The sequence below is a fragment of the Streptomyces sp. NPDC012510 genome (assembly GCF_042955065.1).
Taxonomy (GTDB): domain Bacteria; phylum Actinomycetota; class Actinomycetes; order Streptomycetales; family Streptomycetaceae; genus Streptomyces.
This window is the reverse complement of the sequence record NZ_JBIBEN010000046.1, coordinates 1-16666: the sequence shown is the minus strand read 5'-3', so window position 1 is coordinate 16666 and position 16666 is coordinate 1. Positions and strand designations below refer to the sequence as shown.

Below are 16666 nucleotides of genomic sequence, written 5' to 3'. Positions count from 1 at the left end.
TTTTGGCACGCTGTTGAGTTCTCAAGGAACGGACGCTTCCTTTGTACTCACCCGAGCTACTTCCTCAGGCTTTCCTCCGGGCGCTTCCCTTCGGTCTTGCGTTTCCGACTCTATCAGATCGTTTTCCGATCCGATTTCCTCGGTGCTTTCCAGAGTTCCCGCTTCCGCGTTTCCCTTTCCGGCGGTTCCGACTCTATCAGATCCTTTCGGGCCTGATTCCCAGTCAGCGGGAGTTGCCTTCACGGCTGTTGGGCCGTTCCGACGAGTGAGACTTTAGCGGATTCCTGGCTCCCGAGCTAATCGGGGGCCCGTGTCCTTTCGAACGCGGATTCCTCATTTCGCAAATGCCCATGCCAATAACACGACGACGGATCGTCAATGGTTGGTGGTTACCTGCGGAATGGCTGTCCGGGGACCGACCGAGATCGGCACTCACGTCGGACAACCCGGAGAACTCTACGTATGGGCTCAGGGTGTGTCAACTCGCTGCCGACCGGTCCCGTTGCGGCTATCCTCGCCCCATGACTACGCGTACGTGTCACCAGCAGTGGTGGGCCGCCTGACGGCGGCCTGGTACTCACGTACGCACTCGACGGCCGCCGCCCCGGCGGCCGTTCTCGTATCTCCCTCCTGAGGGGCGGCCGGCCGGTGGCGGCGGTCCTGACCAGGAGGTGGAGAGATGACACGGGTCTTCAGCGGGATCAAGCCGACCGGGCATCTGACGCTCGGGAACTACCTGGGGGCCGTACGGCGGTGGGCCCAGGTCGACCAGCACCGGACGGACGCCCTGTTCTGCGTCGTGGACCTGCACGCCCTGACCGTGGACCACGATCCGGCGCGGGTGCGCAGGCTCAGTCGGCAGGCGGCGACGTTGCTGCTGGCATCGGGACTCGATCCGGAGCTGTGCACCCTCTTTCTGCAGAGTCATGTGGATGAGCACGCGCGGTTGTCGTATCTGCTGGAGTGCGTGGCCACGGACGGCGAGATGCGGCGGATGATCCAGTACAAGGAGAAGGCTGCGCGGGAACGGGAGCGGGGCGGGAGTGTTCGGCTCTCGCTGCTGACGTATCCCGTGCTGATGGCGGCGGACATCCTGGCGTACGGCACCGACGAGGTACCGGTGGGCGACGACCAGACCCAGCACGTTGAGCTGGCGCGGGATCTGGCGGTGCGGTTCAACCAGCGGTACGGGCAGACGTTCGTGGTTCCGAAGGCCACCCCTCCGACGGTGGCGTCCCGGGTGATGAACTTGCAGGAGCCGACTTCGAAGATGGGGAAAACCGACGACACGGGGCCGGGGATCGTCTACCTGCTGGACGAGCCGGACGTGGTACGGAGGAAGGTCATGCGGGCCGTGACCGACAGCGGGCGGGACGTCGTCTACGACCGGGAGCAGCGGCCCGGGCTCGCGAATCTGCTGGAGATCCTCGCGGCCTGTGAGGGTGGGAACCCCGAGGAGCTGAGCGGTGTATATGAATCGTACGGAGCACTGAAGAAGGACACCGCAGAGGCCGTGGTTGAGCTCCTCAGGCCCGTACAGGAGAGGCACAAGGCGTTGTGCGCGGATCCTGCGTTTGTGGAGGGGGTGCTGCGGTTGGGCGCGGAGAGGGCCAGAGAGATGGCTCGACCGAGAGTGGATGAGGCGTATCGGGCGATCGGTCTACTGGCCGGCTGACCGCGGGCGACGTCAGTTGTTGTTGCCGGAGGCCAGTGCCCGGCTGCGGTCGCGGGCTGCCTCCAGGGCCGCGATCAGTGCGGCGCGTACTCCGTGGTTCTCGAGTTCGCGGATGGCACTGATCGTCGTGCCGGCGGGGGAGGTGACGTTCTCACGGAGTTTGACGGGGTGTTCGCCGCTGTCGCGGAGCATCGTGGCCGCGCCGATGGCGGACTGGACGATGAGGTCGTGAGCCTTGTCGCGGGGTAGGCCGAGAAGGATGCCCGCGTCGGTCATGGCCTCGACCAGATAGAAGAAGTACGCCGGGCCCGAGCCGGAGAGGGCGGTGCAGGCGTCCTGCTGGGACTCGGGGACGCGGAGGGTCTTGCCCACGCCGCCGAAGATTTCCTCGGCGTGCGCGAGATCGGCCTCGCTCGCGTGGCTGCCGGCGGAGATGACGGACATGGCCTCGTCGACGAGGGCGGGGGTGTTCGTCATGACACGGACGACAGGGGTGCCTGCGGCCAGGCGCTCTTCGAAGAAGGAGGTGGGGATGCCCGCCGCTCCGCTGATGATCAGGCGGTCGGCGGGGGTGTGCGGGGCGAGCTCGTCGAGGAGGGTGGCCATGTCCTGGGGCTTGACCGTCAGGATCAGGGTGTCGGCGGTCTTCGCGGCCTCGGCGTTGGTGACCGGGGTGACGCCGTAGCGGGTGCGGAGCTCTTCGGCGCGCTCGGGGCGGCGGGCGGTGACCAGGAGGTCGGCGGGCGCCCAGCCGGCTCGGATCATGCCGCTGAGCAGGGCCTCGCCGATCTTGCCGGTGCCGAGGACTGCGACTTTCTGGGTCATGGTGCGGGTGCCCTCCGGGGATGCGTCGTCCTGAGGCCCATCCTCGCATCGGGGGTGGCGGTTCGGCGGGGTTGTCCGGTGGGCGGGACGTCGGATGGACAGGGCTATGCCGTTCGGCGCCTGAGGGTTGCCGCTCCCAGGATCAGGACCAGGAGGGCGCAGCCCGCGACAACCGCGATGTCTCGTACGAAGTCGGCCGTCATATCGGTGTGGAGGAGGACTTCGTTCATACCGTCTACCGCGTAGGACATGGGAAGGACATCGGAGAGGGCTTCGAGGGCGGGGTGCATGTCGGGACGGGGAGTGAACAGGCCGCAGAGAAGGAGCTGGGGGAAGATCACGGCCGGCATGAACTGGACGGCCTGGAACTCGGAGGAGGCGAAGGCCGAGACGAAGAGGCCGAGGGCCGTGCCGAGCAGAGCATCGAGCAGGGCGACGACAAGGAGCAGCCAGGCGGAACCGGTTACATCCAGATCGAGGAACCAGACGGCCAGTCCTGTGGCGAGGGCGGACTGGATGATCGCCAGGGTGCCGAAGGCCAGGGCGTAGCCCGCGATGAGGTCTCCCTTGCCGAGAGGCATGGAGAGGAGGCGTTCGAGAGTGCCGGAGGTGCGTTCGCGCAGGGTCGCGATCGAGGTCACCAGGAACATGGTGATCAGCGGGAAGATGCCGAGGAGTGAGGCGCCGATGGAGTCGAAGACACGTGGACTTCCGTCGAAGACGTAGCGGAGCAGGAACAGCATCACGCACGGGATGAGGATCAGCAGGGCGATCGTGCGGGGGTCGTGGCTGAGCTGGCGGAGGACTCGGGTGGCTGTGGCCGTCGTACGGGAGTAGTTGAGGGCCCTTGGGCGGGTCATCGCGCGCGCTCCTTCTGGGGTGCGTCGGTCCGGATCGCTTGTGTGGTCGTGGGCGTGGCCGTGATCGCTTCGTCGACCAGGTGGAGGAATGCGGCCTCGACCGTCTCCGAGTGGGTGCGGGTGCGCAGGGACTCGGGAGTGTCGTCGGCGAGGATCTCGCCCTCGCGCATGAGGAGGAGGCGGTGGCAGCGCTCGGCCTCGTCCATGACGTGGGAGGAGATCAGGAGCGTGGCCCGGCGCTCGCCGGCGATGGTGTGGAAGAGGGTCCAGAGCTCGCGGCGGAGGACGGGGTCCAGGCCGACGGTGGGTTCGTCGAGGACGAGGAGTTCGGGGGTGCCGAGGAGGGCCACGGCCAGGGAGACGCGGCTGCGTTGGCCGCCGGAGAGATTGCCGGCGAGGGCGTCGGCGTGGGTGGTGAGGTCGACGTCGGCGATGGCCCGAGTGACGTTCTCGTGGCGGCGGTCGGCGGCGGCGCGTCCGGGGTCGAGGATCGCCGCGAAGTAGGCCAGGTTCTGGCGGACTGTCAGGTCGTCGTAGACCGAGGGGGCCTGGGTGACGTAGCCGATGCGGGAGCGGAGGGTGGCGTCGCCGGCGGGGTGGCCGAGGACGTTCAGGGCGCCGGCGACTTTCGCCTGCGTTCCGACGATGGCCCGCATCAGGGTGGATTTGCCGCAGCCCGAGGGGCCGAGGAGGCCGGTGATCTGGCCTGGGGGGACGGAGAAGGCGAGGTTGCGCAGGACCGTGCGGGGGCCTCGAGTGACCGTCAGGTCCTGGGCTTGTACAGCCGGGGCGTGGGTGGGGTCGGCGGGGGTGAGGGGTTCAGGTGGAGGCTCGCCCGGAGCATTATTCATCATGTGATGAATAATGCTCCGGGCGAGCGGGGGGCGTCAAGGGAGGGGGCCGGAGCTGGTCGTCTGGGCCGGCAGGCGGTTACTGGGCCGGCAGGCGGTTAGGTGTGCGCCTCACGTGGGGTGCGAGCGGGGGTGGTGCGGCGGGGGCACGGAGGGGCGCGGGCGCTCGGTGGTGGTGATCGGAGGCGTGCGTTCCGGGGGTGTGCGCTTCGACTGCGGAGCGGTGATCACGGGAAGGGGGGTGCGGGCATTGCTCGCTTTGGGTGACACTTGATTGCGGAGCGTGGTCGATGGTTCGGTCGCGCGATGTCGCCCGGGTGGTGTGCGGCGGTATCCCGTTGTGAGTTGTTGTGATCACCGTCGGGTTCGTCCCTGCTCGGGACTACGCATCTCCTGTCGGGCATCCCCTGTCGACTGCCGCCCAACCGGAGGTCCGTCTCTCATGGGTAATACCTCAAGCCTGTTTCGGCCGGGGCCCCGTGGTGGGGTTCGTTGGCGCTCCTGGCTCCGCCTTCGATTTCTGTTCCGACTCCCGTCTCGGTCTCGGTTGCGAGGAGAGTCGGCTGCCTCGGTCGTGGTCTTTCTCGTGGCGTTGCCGTTGTGTGTCGGGGTCGCGGTGGCTTCGGGGGTGCCTGCGGAGTTGGGGCTGGTCACCGGGATCGTCGGTGGGCTGGTGGCGGGGGCGTTGCCCCGGAGCGGTCTGCGGGTGAGTGGGCCGGCGGCCGGGCTGACCGTGCTGGTGTACGAGGCGGTGCGGGAGTACGGGCTGCGGGCGCTGGGTGTGTTGGTGGTCGGGGCGGGGGTGGTGCAGCTCGGGCTGGGGGCGTTGCGGCTGGGGCGATGGTTCCGGGCCGTGCCTGTGGCCGTGGTGCAGGGGATGCTCGCGGGGATCGGGCTGCTGCTGGTGGCGGGGCAGGTGTACGCCCTGGGTGATGCGGAGACGCCCGGTGGTGGAGGGATCGGGAAGCTGGCGGGGTTCGGGGCGTGGCCCGGTGCCGTCGATCCCGTCGCGCTCACCGTCGGGGGCGCCACCGTGGTCGTGCTGGTGGTGTGGCCTCGGTGGCGGTGGGGGGCGCGTTGTGTCCCGGCGCCCTTCGTGGCGGTCGGGGGTGCGGCCCTGGTGACCGGGGTGTTCGACCTGGGGGTGCGGCGGGTCGAGGTGCGGGGACTGGGGGAGGTCGTGCGGGCGCCGTCCGTCGATGATCTGGGGCTACTCGCTGAGGCGGGGGTGATCGGAACCGTACTCGCGTTCGCGGTGATCGCTTCCGTCGAGTCGTTGTTCGCTGCGGCGGCCGTCGATCAGATGTATGACGGGCATCGAACCAATCACAACCGGGAGTTGGTCGCCCAGGGTGCCGGGAACGTCGTGTGCGGGGCGTTCGGGGCGCTGCCCATGACCGCGGTGATCGTACCGGGCGTGGCGGGCGTGGCGGGGATCACCTCTTCCGGGGGAGCCGGGGCGGGGGCACGGACCAAGACCTCGCGTGTGCCGCATGGGCTGTGGGTGCTGGCGTTCGCGGCCCTGATTCCGGGCGTGCTCGGGGTGATTCCGCTCGCCGCGCTCGCCGGGCTGCTCGTGCATGTGGGGTGGGGGCTCGTGCCGGCACGGGAGCTGCGTGTGTTGTGGCGGGGGCGGGATCGCGGGGAGGTGGTGGTGCTGGGGGCTACCGCTCTGTCGATCGTGGCCTGGGGTCTCTTCGAGGGCGTGCTGGTAGGGCTCGCGCTGGCTGTGGCCAAGTCGGCGTGGGAAATCAGCCGGATACATGTGGAGATCGAGGACCGGGGGGACGCGGGGGTGGTGCTGCGGGTGGTCGGGAACGCGACGTTCTTGGAGTTGCCGAAGCTGCTGGACGCGTTGGAAGGGGTGCCTCGGGAGCGCGACGCACGGCTGGAGTTGAGCGGGTTGTGGCATATGGATCACGCGTGTGCGGCCGCGCTGGAGGCTTGGGAAGCAGGGCGGGGGCAGGTCGGATCGGGAGGAGGAGAGCAGGGAGCAGCGCAGGGAGGAGAGAAACGAAGGCGGAGAGGGAGGTTCGCATGGGGGCGAGGGTCGGGCACCTGGGCTTGAGGAGCAGGTGCTTGACAAGGGCGCGGCTGAGGACGGGGTTGGGGGGCGCGGCCGAGGAGGGGGTGGGTGAGGACGGGGTGGGTGAGGAGGGGGTGGGTGAGGAGGGGGTGGCTCAGGGGCGGATGGCGAGTAGTAGGTCCACGTCGTAGGTCTCTTCGATGGTTTCGGTCGGGAAGAGCTTGCGGAGGTGGGCTCGTTCCTCGGTGAAGAACCGCGTGGTGCGCTCTTCGTCGAGGACCAGGAACGACGAGTGGCTGGCGATGTTGGCCAGGTGGGTGTCGAGGGAGACCGTGCGGCTCCAGCGGATCTGGCGGCGGGTGAAGTCCAGGTGGCCGGCGGTGTCGGTGAGGGCGGCGGGGGCACCGGAGCCGCTCTTCTCGAGTGGGGTGTCCGGGGAAACGCCGAGAAAGCGGTGGATGCGGGTGGTGGCGTCGGCGATCCAGGGGATGTCGACGGCGTCGGTGTTCCACCAGAGGGCGAGTGCGCCGCCGGGGCGGAGTACGCGGAGGGCTTCCGGGACCGAGCGGGCCGGGTCGGTCCAGTGCCAGGACTGGGCGTAGGTGAGGAAGTCGGTGGAGGCGGTGGGGAGGGGGAGGGCGTTGCCGTCGCCGCGGATGAGGGGGATGTGGGGGTGGGTGCGGCGGAACTGGGCGGCCATGCCGGCGCCGGGTTCCACGGCGAGGACGTGGGCGCCCCGGCTGTGGAGGAGGGCGGTTGAGATACCGGTGCCGGCACCTACGTCGACAGCGCGGGAGCCGGGGAGGGGGCGGGGGGTGAGGGATTCGATGGTGTCGAAGAGAGTGGGCGGGTAGGAGGGGCGGTTCGCCGCGTACTGGGCTGCGGCCGCGTTGAAGGAGTGGGCTCGGGTGATGTGGGTGGGGTTGCGGCGGGAGGATGTGGTCATGGGGACATCCTCGGTGTGGTGAGGGGCTGTTGGGGGTGCTTCGCCCCCGCCGACCCTGTCCGTTCCAACCCAGGGGCGGCCCCCTTCGCCCCGGCGATCCTGCCAGGGGCTACCGCCCCTCGCCCCACCTGCACACGTCCTCGCGAGGCTCCGCCCCCGGTCCCCGGCCAGGGGGCACTGCTGTCCTGTCGACTCCCGCGAGTGCGGTGGCTAGCCCTTGCGCCTCTTCGCCGGGTTTCCCGTCCGCTTGGCTGTGCGGCGGGTGTACTGCTGCTGGGCCGTGGTGTATTCGGCGCGGTGGAGGGACTCGCCCGGTGCTTCGCGGAGGGAGCGGAGGAGGTAGGCGGTGAGGGAGCCCAGGAAGCCGATGGTGAGGAGGCCGCGGAGGGAGGACCGGCGGGCCGGGTCGGGGCGTTGGGTGAAGGACCCCCAGGTGTGGCCGAAGGCCAGGGCGGTGCACACCACGAACATGATGACCACGACGACGGAGACGAAGCCGCCGACCGCCGCCAGTTGCAGGCCCTCGTAGGCCAGGCGCAGCACGACGCAGGAGACGAGGACGGCGACGAGTGAGCCGGCGGAGACGGTCGCGCGACGTGCCGTGTAGTTGCCGTCGTGTTCCAGCCAGGTCGTCCCGAAGAAGCGGATGGGTTCCGGACGCGGGCCGGTCGAGGCACCCTGGGCCTTTCCGGGCATCCGGTTCGCCTCCGTCGAATCAGTGCTCTTGGCCGACCCGGCTCCCTGGAACGCCCGGGCCCTCTGGGTCGGCTGGGCCCCCTGGATCGGCTGGGCCGCCTGGGTCGGCTCGGTGGCCTTCGGCGTGGTGGTCGGGTTGTCGCTCACGGATTGATTATGGCTGCGTGGAGCAGGGCGCCTCGCTGCGGTACCAGGGCGGTACCGCAGCGGTGTCGGTGCTGCGCCGTGTCTCGCGCTCAGCCGCAGCGAGGTGCCACGTAGCCGTCGCTGCCGGTGTAGACGTAAGCGTCGGAGATGTACTCGCCGTCGTCGATGTTGTCCCAGACGTTGGTGGTGCCGTAGGGGCCGGAGATGGTCTGGCCCGGCGTCTGGCAGAAGATCGGCACTCGGGAGCCGCCGGAGAGGACGCGGACGACGCCGTAGTTGGTGCTCGGGCCGCTTCGGACGTTGAGACGGACACCCGGAGCGGTCGTGTAGTAGCGAACGGCCGCGGTGACGCTCGCCGCCGTGGCTGCGGCTGTGGTTGTGGGCGTGATTGTGGTTGTCGCGTCGGCCTCGGCGATCACGGTCCGCTCCCCTTCGCCGTCCCCCGCGATCTCTTCGACATGGTCGACAGACATGGCTGATCTCCCCCCGTTTGAAACCCCGTTTGCCCCCCATGCAAGGCATGAGGACCCTTTGATACCCCTGAATCAGGACACACACACCTGTGCGTTTTTCGCACGTGAAGGCTAGCAAGCCGCCTCTGTCCCGTACGTGTCATCGACTAGGCTCCGTGGGTCGCGCGAGCGGCCGAAACAGCACGGGGGTGGACCCATGGCACCGCAGCGGGGCACCGGGTCGGGAGCGGAAGCGGAACTTCCTGAGTACGCCGGTCAGTACCGTCTGGGATCGTGTCTGGGCTCCGGTGGCATGGGCGTGGTCCATCTGGCCACCTCGACCTCCGGACTACGGCTCGCGGTCAAGGTCGTGCATGCCGAGTTCGCCAAGGACCCCGAGTTCAGAGGGCGGTTCAGACAGGAGGTCGCCGCCGCCCGCCGTGTGAGCGGTGCGTTCACCGCGCCCGTCGTCGATGCCGACACCGACAGCGCCCGGCCCTGGATGGCCACCCTCTTCATCCCCGGCCCGACCCTCGCCGAGCACGTCAAGCGGAACGGGCCCATGGCTCCTGGGCAGTTGCGTCGCCTCATGGCCGGGTTGGCCGAGGCCCTGCGGGACATCCACCGCGCCGGCGTGGTCCACCGGGATCTCAAGCCGAGCAACGTACTCCTCGCCGAGGACGGGCCGAAGGTCATCGACTTCGGGATCTCGCGGCCGAAGGACAGTGAACTGCGCACCGAGACGGGCAAGTTGATCGGTACGCCGCCGTTCATGGCCCCCGAGCAGTTCCGGCGGCCCAGGGAGGTCGGCCCCGCCGCCGACATCTTCGCCCTCGGCTCGGTGACCGTGCACGCTGCCACCGGGCGCGGGCCGTTCGACTCCGACAGTCCTTACGTCGTCGCCTACCAGGTCGTCCACGACGAGCCCGACCTCACCGGTGTACCCGAGAACCTCGCCGCTCTCGTCCGCGCCTGCCTCGCCAAGGAGCCCGAAGAACGGCCCACGGCGGACGAGCTGATGTCCCGACTCCGGTCCGTGGCCGCCTCGTACGACACGCAGGCCTTCGTACCGACCGGGCGCACCGGGCGGGAGGGCGAGGGGGCAGGTGAGGGTGCGGGTGCGGGTGCGGAATGGGCTGAGCGGCGCAGGGAACGGGGCGACAGTTGGGCGGCTTCCCTGGGTGTGACCACCGGCAAGGATGCTGCCCCCGGCACGGGCACGGACATGGGCCCAGGCCCGGGCGCGGACATGGGCGCAGGCTTGGTCGTCCATACGGATACGGGACAGGACACCCATACCGGGCTGGACGGCGGTGATGGCCTTGGAGGTGATGGCCGCGTCAGCGATGGTCAGGACGAGCACCGGGCCGGTGGCCGTCTGCGCAGGCGGGCCGTTCTCGTCGCCGCCTCCTTGGTGTTCGTCGCGGGTGCGGGGGTCGGTGCCGTCCAGGTGATGGGGGGTGACGGCGAGCAGGGGGCCGGTCCCACGGTCACGCCGCGGGCCAGTGGCGCCGCGGTCGCCGCGCCCGCGCTCCCGCCCTGGGCCACCCAGCCGGCGGCCAAGAAGAACGGTGCGCCCCAGTGCTCGTACGGGGCTGGGAAGCTGTTGTGTGTGCAGCCGGGGCTGGTCTCCGCGTTGGATCCGACGGACGGCACCGTGCTGTGGCGGCACCCCGTCGACGGGGTGGGCGTGGCGGGCACGAGTGAGCCGCCGGTCGAGTCGGGCGGTCTGGCGTACGTGCGGACGGACGGGGGCCGCCGGGTCCAGGCGCTCGACCCGGGCTCGGGCAGGGTGCGGTGGGAGCGGGACGTCTCCGCGTACATAGGCCGGCAGCACGCGGGCGGCACGCTGCTGCTGACCGCCGCCGACGGGACGGTCACCGGAGTGGACGGCGCCACGGGTGACACGAAGTGGAGCAAGCGGATCCCGCACCACCCGGAGGCGTACTTCACGTCCTTCGAGGGGGACGGGGCTGCGTATGTGGCGAGTGTCACCGGTGAGGGGAGCGGGGCGCGGACGCGGATCACGGCCGTGGATCCGGACACGGGGGAGGTGCGGTGGAAGGCCCGGCTGGAGGGGCAGATGGAGCCGGTGGGGGCCCAGGGCGGCTTCCTCTTCCTCACCGCGGTCGGGGGCGCCTACGCCGACACACGGGCCGTGGTCCGGTACGACCCCCACAGCGGGGCGACGGTCCGGGTGACGCTGCCCCTACAGATCGAGCAGGCCCGCGCGGTCGTGCGCGGCGGCGTCGTCTACCTGCTGAGCGGCATCGGGGGTTCGCTGGCGGCCGTCGACATGGAGGCGCGCAAGCAACTGTGGCGGACCGAGACGGAGGCGGGGCGGACCTCGGGTCCGGTCGCCGACGACCGGCATGTGTACTTCACCTCGTCCGACGGGCGCGTGCTCGCCGTGGACACGCGGAAGGGCAGGCTCGTCGGCGGGACATCCCCGCGGCTCGGGGACACGGACCGGGTCAGCTCCGCGTTGCCCGAGCCCGTGGTCATCGACAGACGGGTCTGCGCGGGCGCGCCGGACGGGACCGTGCTCGGGCTGGACGGGAGCGATCCGGCGAGCTGGTGACCGGCCCCGCCCCTTCCGGGAACGGCAGGAGCGGGAGGCGCGCCGCCCCCCGACAGAAGCGGGAGGCGCCCCGCCCCGAACGGAGCGGGTGACGGCCACGGTCACCGCTGCCGGCTCACGGCCACTGCTCGTACTTGACGGCCGACAGCTGACCGACGGCTGACGACCCGAACCGCACGGGTGACGGCTCACGACTGAGGGCCACCCCCTCAGGAAGCGACCCTCGACCAAGACCGCAGCCCAGCCCGGTGTGAGACAGACCGCAGCAGGCCCCTGTGTGAGACGGACTCAGCCCAGCTTGCTGACGTCCCGCACCGCGCCCTTGTCAGCGCTGGTGGCCATCGCCGCGTACGCCTTCAGCGCGGCCGACACCTTCCGCTCGCGGTTCTTCGGGGCGTAGACACCGCCGAGAGCCTGCTCGCGGCGGGCCAGCTCGGCGTCGTCGACCAGCAGCTCGATCGTACGGTTCGGGATGTCGATGCGGATGCGGTCGCCGTCCTCGACGAGGGCGATGGTGCCGCCGCCGGCCGCCTCGGGCGAGGCGTGGCCGATGGACAGGCCGGAGGTGCCGCCGGAGAAGCGGCCGTCGGTGATCAGCGCACAGGACTTTCCGAGGCCGCGGCCCTTGAGGTAGGAGGTCGGGTAGAGCATCTCCTGCATGCCGGGGCCGCCCTTGGGGCCCTCGTAGCGGATGACGACGACGTCGCCCTCCGTGATCTGCTTCATAAGGATCTTCTGCACGGCCTCCTCCTGCGACTCGCAGACGACCGCCGGACCCTCGAAGGTCCAGATCGACTCGTCGACACCGGCCGTCTTCACCACGCAGCCGTCGACCGCGAGGTTGCCCTTGAGGACCGCGAGGCCGCCGTCCTTGGAGTACGCGTGTTCGGCGGAGCGGATGCAGCCGCCCTCGGCGTCCTCGTCCAGGGACTCCCAGCGCTCGGACTGGGAGAAGGCCTCGGCGGAGCGGACACAGCCAGGTGCCGCGTGCCACAGCTCGACGGCCTCGGGGGACGGGGAGCCGCCGCGGACGTCCCAGGTCTTCAGCCAGTCGGCGAGGGAGGGGCTGTGGACGGAGTTCACGTCCTCGTTGAGCAGGCCAGCGCGGTGCAGTTCGCCCAGCAGGGCCGGGATGCCGCCGGCGCGGTGCACGTCCTCCATGTAGTACGTGCGGTCCTTGGCGACGTTCGGCGCGACCTTCGCCAGGCACGGCACACGGCGGGAGACCGCGTCGATCTCGTTGAGACCGAAGGGAACGCCCGCCTCCTGGGCGGCGGCCAGCAGGTGCAGGATCGTGTTGGTCGAGCCACCCATGGCGATGTCGAGGGCCATGGCGTTCTCGAAGGCCGCGAACGAGGCGATCGAGCGCGGGAGGACCGTCTCGTCGTCCTGCTCGTAGTAGCGGCGGGTGATGTCCATGACCGTGCGGGCGGCGTCCTCGTACAGCGCCTTGCGGGCGGTGTGCGTGGCGAGGACCGAGCCGTTGCCTGGAAGGGAGAGGCCGATGGCCTCGGTCAGGCAGTTCATCGAGTTGGCGGTGAACATGCCGGAGCAGGAGCCGCAGGTCGGACAGGCGTTCTCCTCGATACGGAGGATGTCCTCGTCCGAGATCTTGTCGTTCACCGCGTCGGAGATCGCGTCGACCAGGTCGAGCGTGCGGACGGTGCCGTCGACGAGGGTGGCGCGGCCGGACTCCATGGGGCCGCCGGAGACGAAGACGGTCGGGATGTTGAGCCGCAGGGCGGCGTTCAGCATGCCCGGGGTGATCTTGTCGCAGTTGGAGATGCAGATCAGGGCGTCGGCGCAGTGGGCCTCGACCATGTACTCCACGCTGTCCGCGATCAGGTCGCGGGAGGGCAGCGAGTACAGCATGCCGCCGTGGCCCATCGCGATGCCGTCGTCGACGGCGATCGTGTTGAACTCGCGGGGGATGCCGCCGGCCTCACGGATCGCCTCGCTGACGATGCGGCCGACCGGCTGGAGGTGGGTGTGGCCCGGCACGAACTCGGTGAAGGAGTTCGCCACCGCGATGATCGGCTTGCGACCGATGTCCGCGCCCGGTACACCGGAGGCCCGCATAAGGGCGCGGGCGCCCGCCATGTTGCGGCCGTGGGTGACTGTGCGGGACCTCAGCTCGGGCATCGTCGCTCGCCTCGCTCCTTCGGAGAGTTATGACTGAGGTCGAGCCTACGCCGGTCATCCAGTGGTTGGACATGATGTCCGGAATGCGGGATGCGCGTCTCGTTTTCGGCCTCGGGTGAGCGAGGGCCCGTCGCGCCCAGGCGGCGGAGCCGTGTAGCGACGCGGCTCCGCGCCACGCGGTGAGACGCGGCTCCGCGGCACCGCGGTGAACCGTGCAGCGACACGACCCCGCGCCCACGCGGTGAACCGTGTCTCCACGCAGTATCGCGCCCGCGCGGCGAAGCCGTGTACGACGCGGCCCCGCGGCCTTAGAAGGGCGCCGTGAGGTGGGCCTGCACCACCGGCGCCACCCTCTGGATGATCTGCTCCGGGTCCGCCGATGCCAACGGCTCCACCTTGATGACGTACCGCAGTATCGCGATGCCCACCAGCTGCGCGGCGGCCAGCTCGGCGCGGAGCTCGGCGTCCGGGAGGTCCAGCTGGGCGGCGACGCGGCGCAGCAGCTGGGCCGAGACGAGGCGGCGGAAGACGGCGGCGGCGACCTCGTTGTTCACGGCGGAACGGATGATCGCCAGCAGGGCCTTGCGGGTGGCCGGGTTCTCCCAGACCCCGAAGAAGAAGCGGGCCAGCCGCTCGCCGACACCGTCGAGCGGGCCCTCGGCGATCGCGCCGGGCGCGTTCAGGAGGGGGCCGAAGGCAACTTCGATGGACTCCTCGAACACCTGGTCCTTCGTGCCGAAGTAGTGGTGCACGAGCGCCGAGTCCACCCCGGCGGCCTTGGCGATGCCGCGCATGGACGTCTTGTCGTAGCCGCGCTCGGCGAACTCCTCCCGGGCCGCCGCGAGGATGCGGTCGCGGGTGGCGGGGGCGTCGGCCGACTCCGTACGGGGCGGCCGGCCCCTGCGGCGGGGCGTCGCCGAGGTCACGGCCTCGGCACCCGCACCGCCGAGGCCAGGTGCAGCCGGGTGAAGGCGAGGGCCTCCGCCAGATCGGCCTCGCGCTCGGCGCTGGACATGGCGCGGCGGGTGTTGACCTCGATCACGACGTGACCGTCGAAACCGCTCAGGGCGAGACGTTCCAGCAGCTCGGCGCAGGGCTGGGTGCCGCGGCCCGGGACGAGGTGCTCGTCCTTGGCCGAGCCCCTGCCGTCCGCCATGTGCACATGGCCGAGGCGGTCGCCCATACGGCCGACCATCTCCAGGGCGTCGGTGCGAGAGGTCGCGGAATGGCTGAGGTCGATCGTGAAGTGCCGGTAGTCGTCGTTCGTCACGTCCCAGTCGGGGGCGTACGCGAGCATCTCGCGGTCGCGGTAGCGCCAGGGGTACATGTTCTCGACGGCGAACCGGACGTCCGTCTCGCCCGCCATCCGCCAGATCCCGGTGACGAAGTCGCGCGCGTACTGGCGCTGCCAGCGGAACGGGGGGTGCACGACGACCGTGGTCGCGCCGAGCTTCTCGGCGGCGGCCCGGGCGCGCTGCAGCTTGACCCACGGGTCCGTGGACCACACCCGTTGGGTGATCAGCAGACAGGGGGCGTGCACGGCGAGGATGGGCATCTGGTGGTAGTCGGAGAGACGGCGCAGGGCCTCCAGGTCTTGGCTGACCGGGTCGGTCCAGACCATGACCTCCACACCGTCGTACCCGAGGCGCGCGGCGATCTCGAAGGCCGTTGCCGTCGACTCCGGGTATACGGAGGCCGTGGACAGGGCGACCTTCGCGTCCGGGATCCGTACGGGTTCTGCCACGCGGGACAGCCTAAGGGGTGGGCCCTCGCCCGTGCGCCGTCGGGGTGCTCGGGGAGGTCGACCGCGGGTCGTGCGTGGCTGGTCGCGCGGTTCCCCGTGCCCCTGAGGGAGCGGGGGTTGCGCCCCTGCCCCTTCGGCCCGCCGGGACCGTGTCTTCTTCCAGGGGCGCGGGGGGGGGGGGGGGGGGCCCCCCCCGGGGGGGGGGGGGGGGGGCCCCCGCGGGCGGCCCCCCCCCCCGCGTCTGTTTCAGGCCCGACGGGCGCGAGAGGCGATGACCTCGGCGCCGGGCTCCTGAGCTACTGCGGCGGCCTCCAGGCCGTCCAGCAGGGCCGTGGGGGCCTCACCATCGGGCCCCAGCCCCTCACCCCGGAGGGTGACCTCCCGGCCGTCGGCGGTGCGGATGTCCACCTAGGCCTCATAGCGGCGGATGCGCATGATGTCCTCCCTCAGCTCGTGCTCTCCAGGCCCCGCCGGATGCGGGCCAGCTGGATCTCCAGGGCCTCCACGGCCTCCAGGTGGGCGTGCCGGTCGGGGCGGTCGTCCCGGGACACGGTGACGTTGGTCAAGGCAGCGCGGGCGTCGGCCAGCTGGTCAGTGATCGGGCGGTTCTGCATCGTCATTTGCCCTCCTTGGCGAGGCGCTCCAGCTCGGCGGCCAGGGCCTTGGACGCGCGCTCCTGCTCCTCGGCAGCGCGGCGCAGTTCCTCTTCGGTAGCCATGTCGGTGCTCCCTCGGGGTCGTGTTTGTGCTGCACCGTCCGCACGGCGCGGCGATGCGGTGCTCCGCAGTTGAGCCGGTGTCGCGCTCTGCGTGAGTTCAGACTGACACACAGGTTCAGGCTGCGCAAGTGGGGTGCGCTGAAGGTTACGGCCGGGCTGTCACGTTGGATTCCTGACCTGCGGGTTTCCAGGTCAGGACCGGTCACAGATAGCGGGGGCGCTGCCCCCACACCCCCGGCCACCGCTCCCAGAGGGGCCGGGGGCGCCGTTGGTGTCTGCGGGGTCGTGGGTGGTGCGGCGGGGTCGCGGGGGGTCCCTCCGGCCAGACGGCGCCAGAGGCGAGCACGGAACCTCGGGGGGCGCCAAGGACGCCTACGGCGCCGCTACGCGGTCGGGCAAGCCCGATCCTTGGCACCCCCCGAGAACCCGCGCTAGGGCAGAGCCCGCCGCCCGACCGGAGGGACCCCCCGCTCTGGCCCGCCTCATGCGGGAGGCGCGGCAGGCCCCTCACGGCCGGGCTGGGCCGGCGGCCTCGGGGCCGCCCGGTCCTCCATCGCCGCACCGGGGCGCTCGCGGCACTGCCGCAGATGCGCGACCAGGCCCACGACGTCCTCACGGCAATACGGGCACTCCTCGCCCCCGGCCGGCGCGGGCAGCGGGAGGTCTCCCAGGTCGAGGAGAGCAACCGCGGATTCCCCCGCCGGCGGGAGAGCGGCCGGGGCCACGCCCGACGCCCGCTGGAGCCGCCGCGCCTCGTACGCGCGCTGCCGGTGGGAACGTCGGCAATACCGCCGTGGCGTCCGGGTACCCAGCTGGCTGACCGGCTGGCCGCACCACTCGCACGACAGGTAGCGGATGCCCGCGCCCTGCTGGTCGGGGAGGTCATCGTTCGTCATGGCCCGAAGGTAGTCACCGTGACGGCTCCCCTCGGTGTCGCCGCCGCCCGGGCTACCGTGATCGTCACGGGCGTACGCGCCCGGATACGGCGAGAGGGCCCGGGGCT

Annotated in this window: 15 protein-coding genes; 3 read left to right on the top strand and 12 right to left on the bottom strand. The window is 70.6% G+C overall.

What is annotated here, in order from left to right:
- The first annotated feature begins 679 nt into the window (after positions 1 to 679).
- Positions 680 to 1675 (top strand): tryptophan--tRNA ligase, encoded by a 996-nt coding sequence (gene trpS / locus ACFY9I_RS41650; RefSeq protein ID WP_391012524.1) that lies wholly within the window; start codon positions 680 to 682, stop codon positions 1673 to 1675.
- A gap of 12 nt (positions 1676 to 1687) precedes the next feature.
- On the opposite strand, the gene proC is transcribed toward trpS, so the two are convergent.
- From proC to ACFY9I_RS41635, 3 genes are all read right to left on the bottom strand, one after another.
- Positions 1688 to 2500 (bottom strand): pyrroline-5-carboxylate reductase, encoded by an 813-nt coding sequence (gene proC / locus ACFY9I_RS41645; protein WP_391012521.1) that lies wholly within the window; start codon positions 2498 to 2500, stop codon positions 1688 to 1690.
- Positions 2501 to 2604: 104 nt separating this feature from the next.
- On the bottom strand, positions 2605 to 3360 hold the full coding sequence (locus tag ACFY9I_RS41640) for an ABC transporter permease (RefSeq protein WP_391012518.1): 756 nt from the start codon (positions 3358 to 3360) through the stop codon (positions 2605 to 2607).
- A complete protein-coding gene (locus tag ACFY9I_RS41635) occupies positions 3357 to 4214 on the bottom strand; it encodes an ATP-binding cassette domain-containing protein (protein WP_391012516.1) in 858 nt (285 codons plus the stop codon). The genes ACFY9I_RS41640 and ACFY9I_RS41635 overlap by 4 nt, the downstream gene beginning before the upstream one ends.
- A 517-nt stretch (positions 4215 to 4731) precedes the next feature.
- On the opposite strand from ACFY9I_RS41635, the gene ACFY9I_RS41630 reads away from it, so the two are divergent.
- Positions 4732 to 6279, top strand: coding sequence for a SulP family inorganic anion transporter (locus ACFY9I_RS41630; protein WP_391012530.1), 1548 nt, complete (start codon positions 4732 to 4734; stop codon positions 6277 to 6279).
- A 112-nt stretch (positions 6280 to 6391) separates the two neighbouring features.
- On the opposite strand, the gene ACFY9I_RS41625 is transcribed toward ACFY9I_RS41630, so the two are convergent.
- The 3 genes from ACFY9I_RS41625 to ACFY9I_RS41615 all read right to left on the bottom strand — a co-directional run bounded on the left by ACFY9I_RS41625 (position 6392) and on the right by ACFY9I_RS41615 (position 8499).
- A complete protein-coding gene (locus ACFY9I_RS41625; protein ID WP_391012513.1) occupies positions 6392 to 7183 on the bottom strand; it encodes a methyltransferase domain-containing protein in 792 nt (263 codons plus the stop codon).
- 210 nt (positions 7184 to 7393) lie between these two features.
- Complete coding sequence (locus ACFY9I_RS41620; RefSeq protein ID WP_391012527.1) at positions 7394 to 7879, bottom strand: EamA/RhaT family transporter; 486 nt, start codon at positions 7877 to 7879, stop codon at positions 7394 to 7396.
- A 236-nt stretch (positions 7880 to 8115) separates the two neighbouring features.
- The gene (locus tag ACFY9I_RS41615) at positions 8116 to 8499 is read right to left on the bottom strand and encodes an SH3 domain-containing protein (protein WP_391012511.1); all 384 of its coding nucleotides are present in this window, start codon (positions 8497 to 8499) and stop codon (positions 8116 to 8118) included.
- A gap of 196 nt (positions 8500 to 8695) precedes the next feature.
- Between ACFY9I_RS41615 and ACFY9I_RS41610 the strand changes: the two genes are divergently transcribed.
- Positions 8696 to 11059, top strand: coding sequence for a PQQ-binding-like beta-propeller repeat protein (locus ACFY9I_RS41610; protein WP_391012508.1), 2364 nt, complete (start codon positions 8696 to 8698; stop codon positions 11057 to 11059).
- Between the two features lie 288 nt (positions 11060 to 11347).
- Here ACFY9I_RS41610 and ilvD read toward each other — a convergent pair whose 3' ends face one another.
- The 6 genes from ilvD to ACFY9I_RS41580 all read right to left on the bottom strand — a co-directional run bounded on the left by ilvD (position 11348) and on the right by ACFY9I_RS41580 (position 16559).
- Positions 11348 to 13201, bottom strand: a complete 1854-nt coding sequence (ilvD, locus tag ACFY9I_RS41605; RefSeq protein WP_391012505.1) for a dihydroxy-acid dehydratase — start codon at positions 13199 to 13201, stop codon at positions 11348 to 11350.
- Between the two features lie 308 nt (positions 13202 to 13509).
- The gene (locus tag ACFY9I_RS41600) at positions 13510 to 14127 is read right to left on the bottom strand and encodes a TetR family transcriptional regulator (protein WP_391012502.1); all 618 of its coding nucleotides are present in this window, start codon (positions 14125 to 14127) and stop codon (positions 13510 to 13512) included.
- A complete protein-coding gene (locus tag ACFY9I_RS41595) occupies positions 14124 to 14945 on the bottom strand; it encodes a TIM barrel protein (RefSeq protein ID WP_391012499.1) in 822 nt (273 codons plus the stop codon). Before ACFY9I_RS41595 ends, ACFY9I_RS41600 begins: the two co-directional genes overlap by 4 nt.
- A 246-nt stretch (positions 14946 to 15191) precedes the next feature.
- The gene (locus tag ACFY9I_RS41590; RefSeq protein ID WP_391012496.1) at positions 15192 to 15353 is read right to left on the bottom strand and encodes a hypothetical protein; all 162 of its coding nucleotides are present in this window, start codon (positions 15351 to 15353) and stop codon (positions 15192 to 15194) included.
- A gap of 38 nt (positions 15354 to 15391) precedes the next feature.
- Positions 15392 to 15565, bottom strand: coding sequence for a hypothetical protein (locus tag ACFY9I_RS41585; RefSeq protein ID WP_391012493.1), 174 nt, complete (start codon positions 15563 to 15565; stop codon positions 15392 to 15394).
- 580 nt (positions 15566 to 16145) lie between these two features.
- Entirely contained in the window at positions 16146 to 16559 is a 414-nt protein-coding gene (locus ACFY9I_RS41580; RefSeq protein ID WP_391012491.1) for a hypothetical protein, read from the bottom strand.
- Positions 16560 to 16666 lie beyond the last annotated feature (107 nt).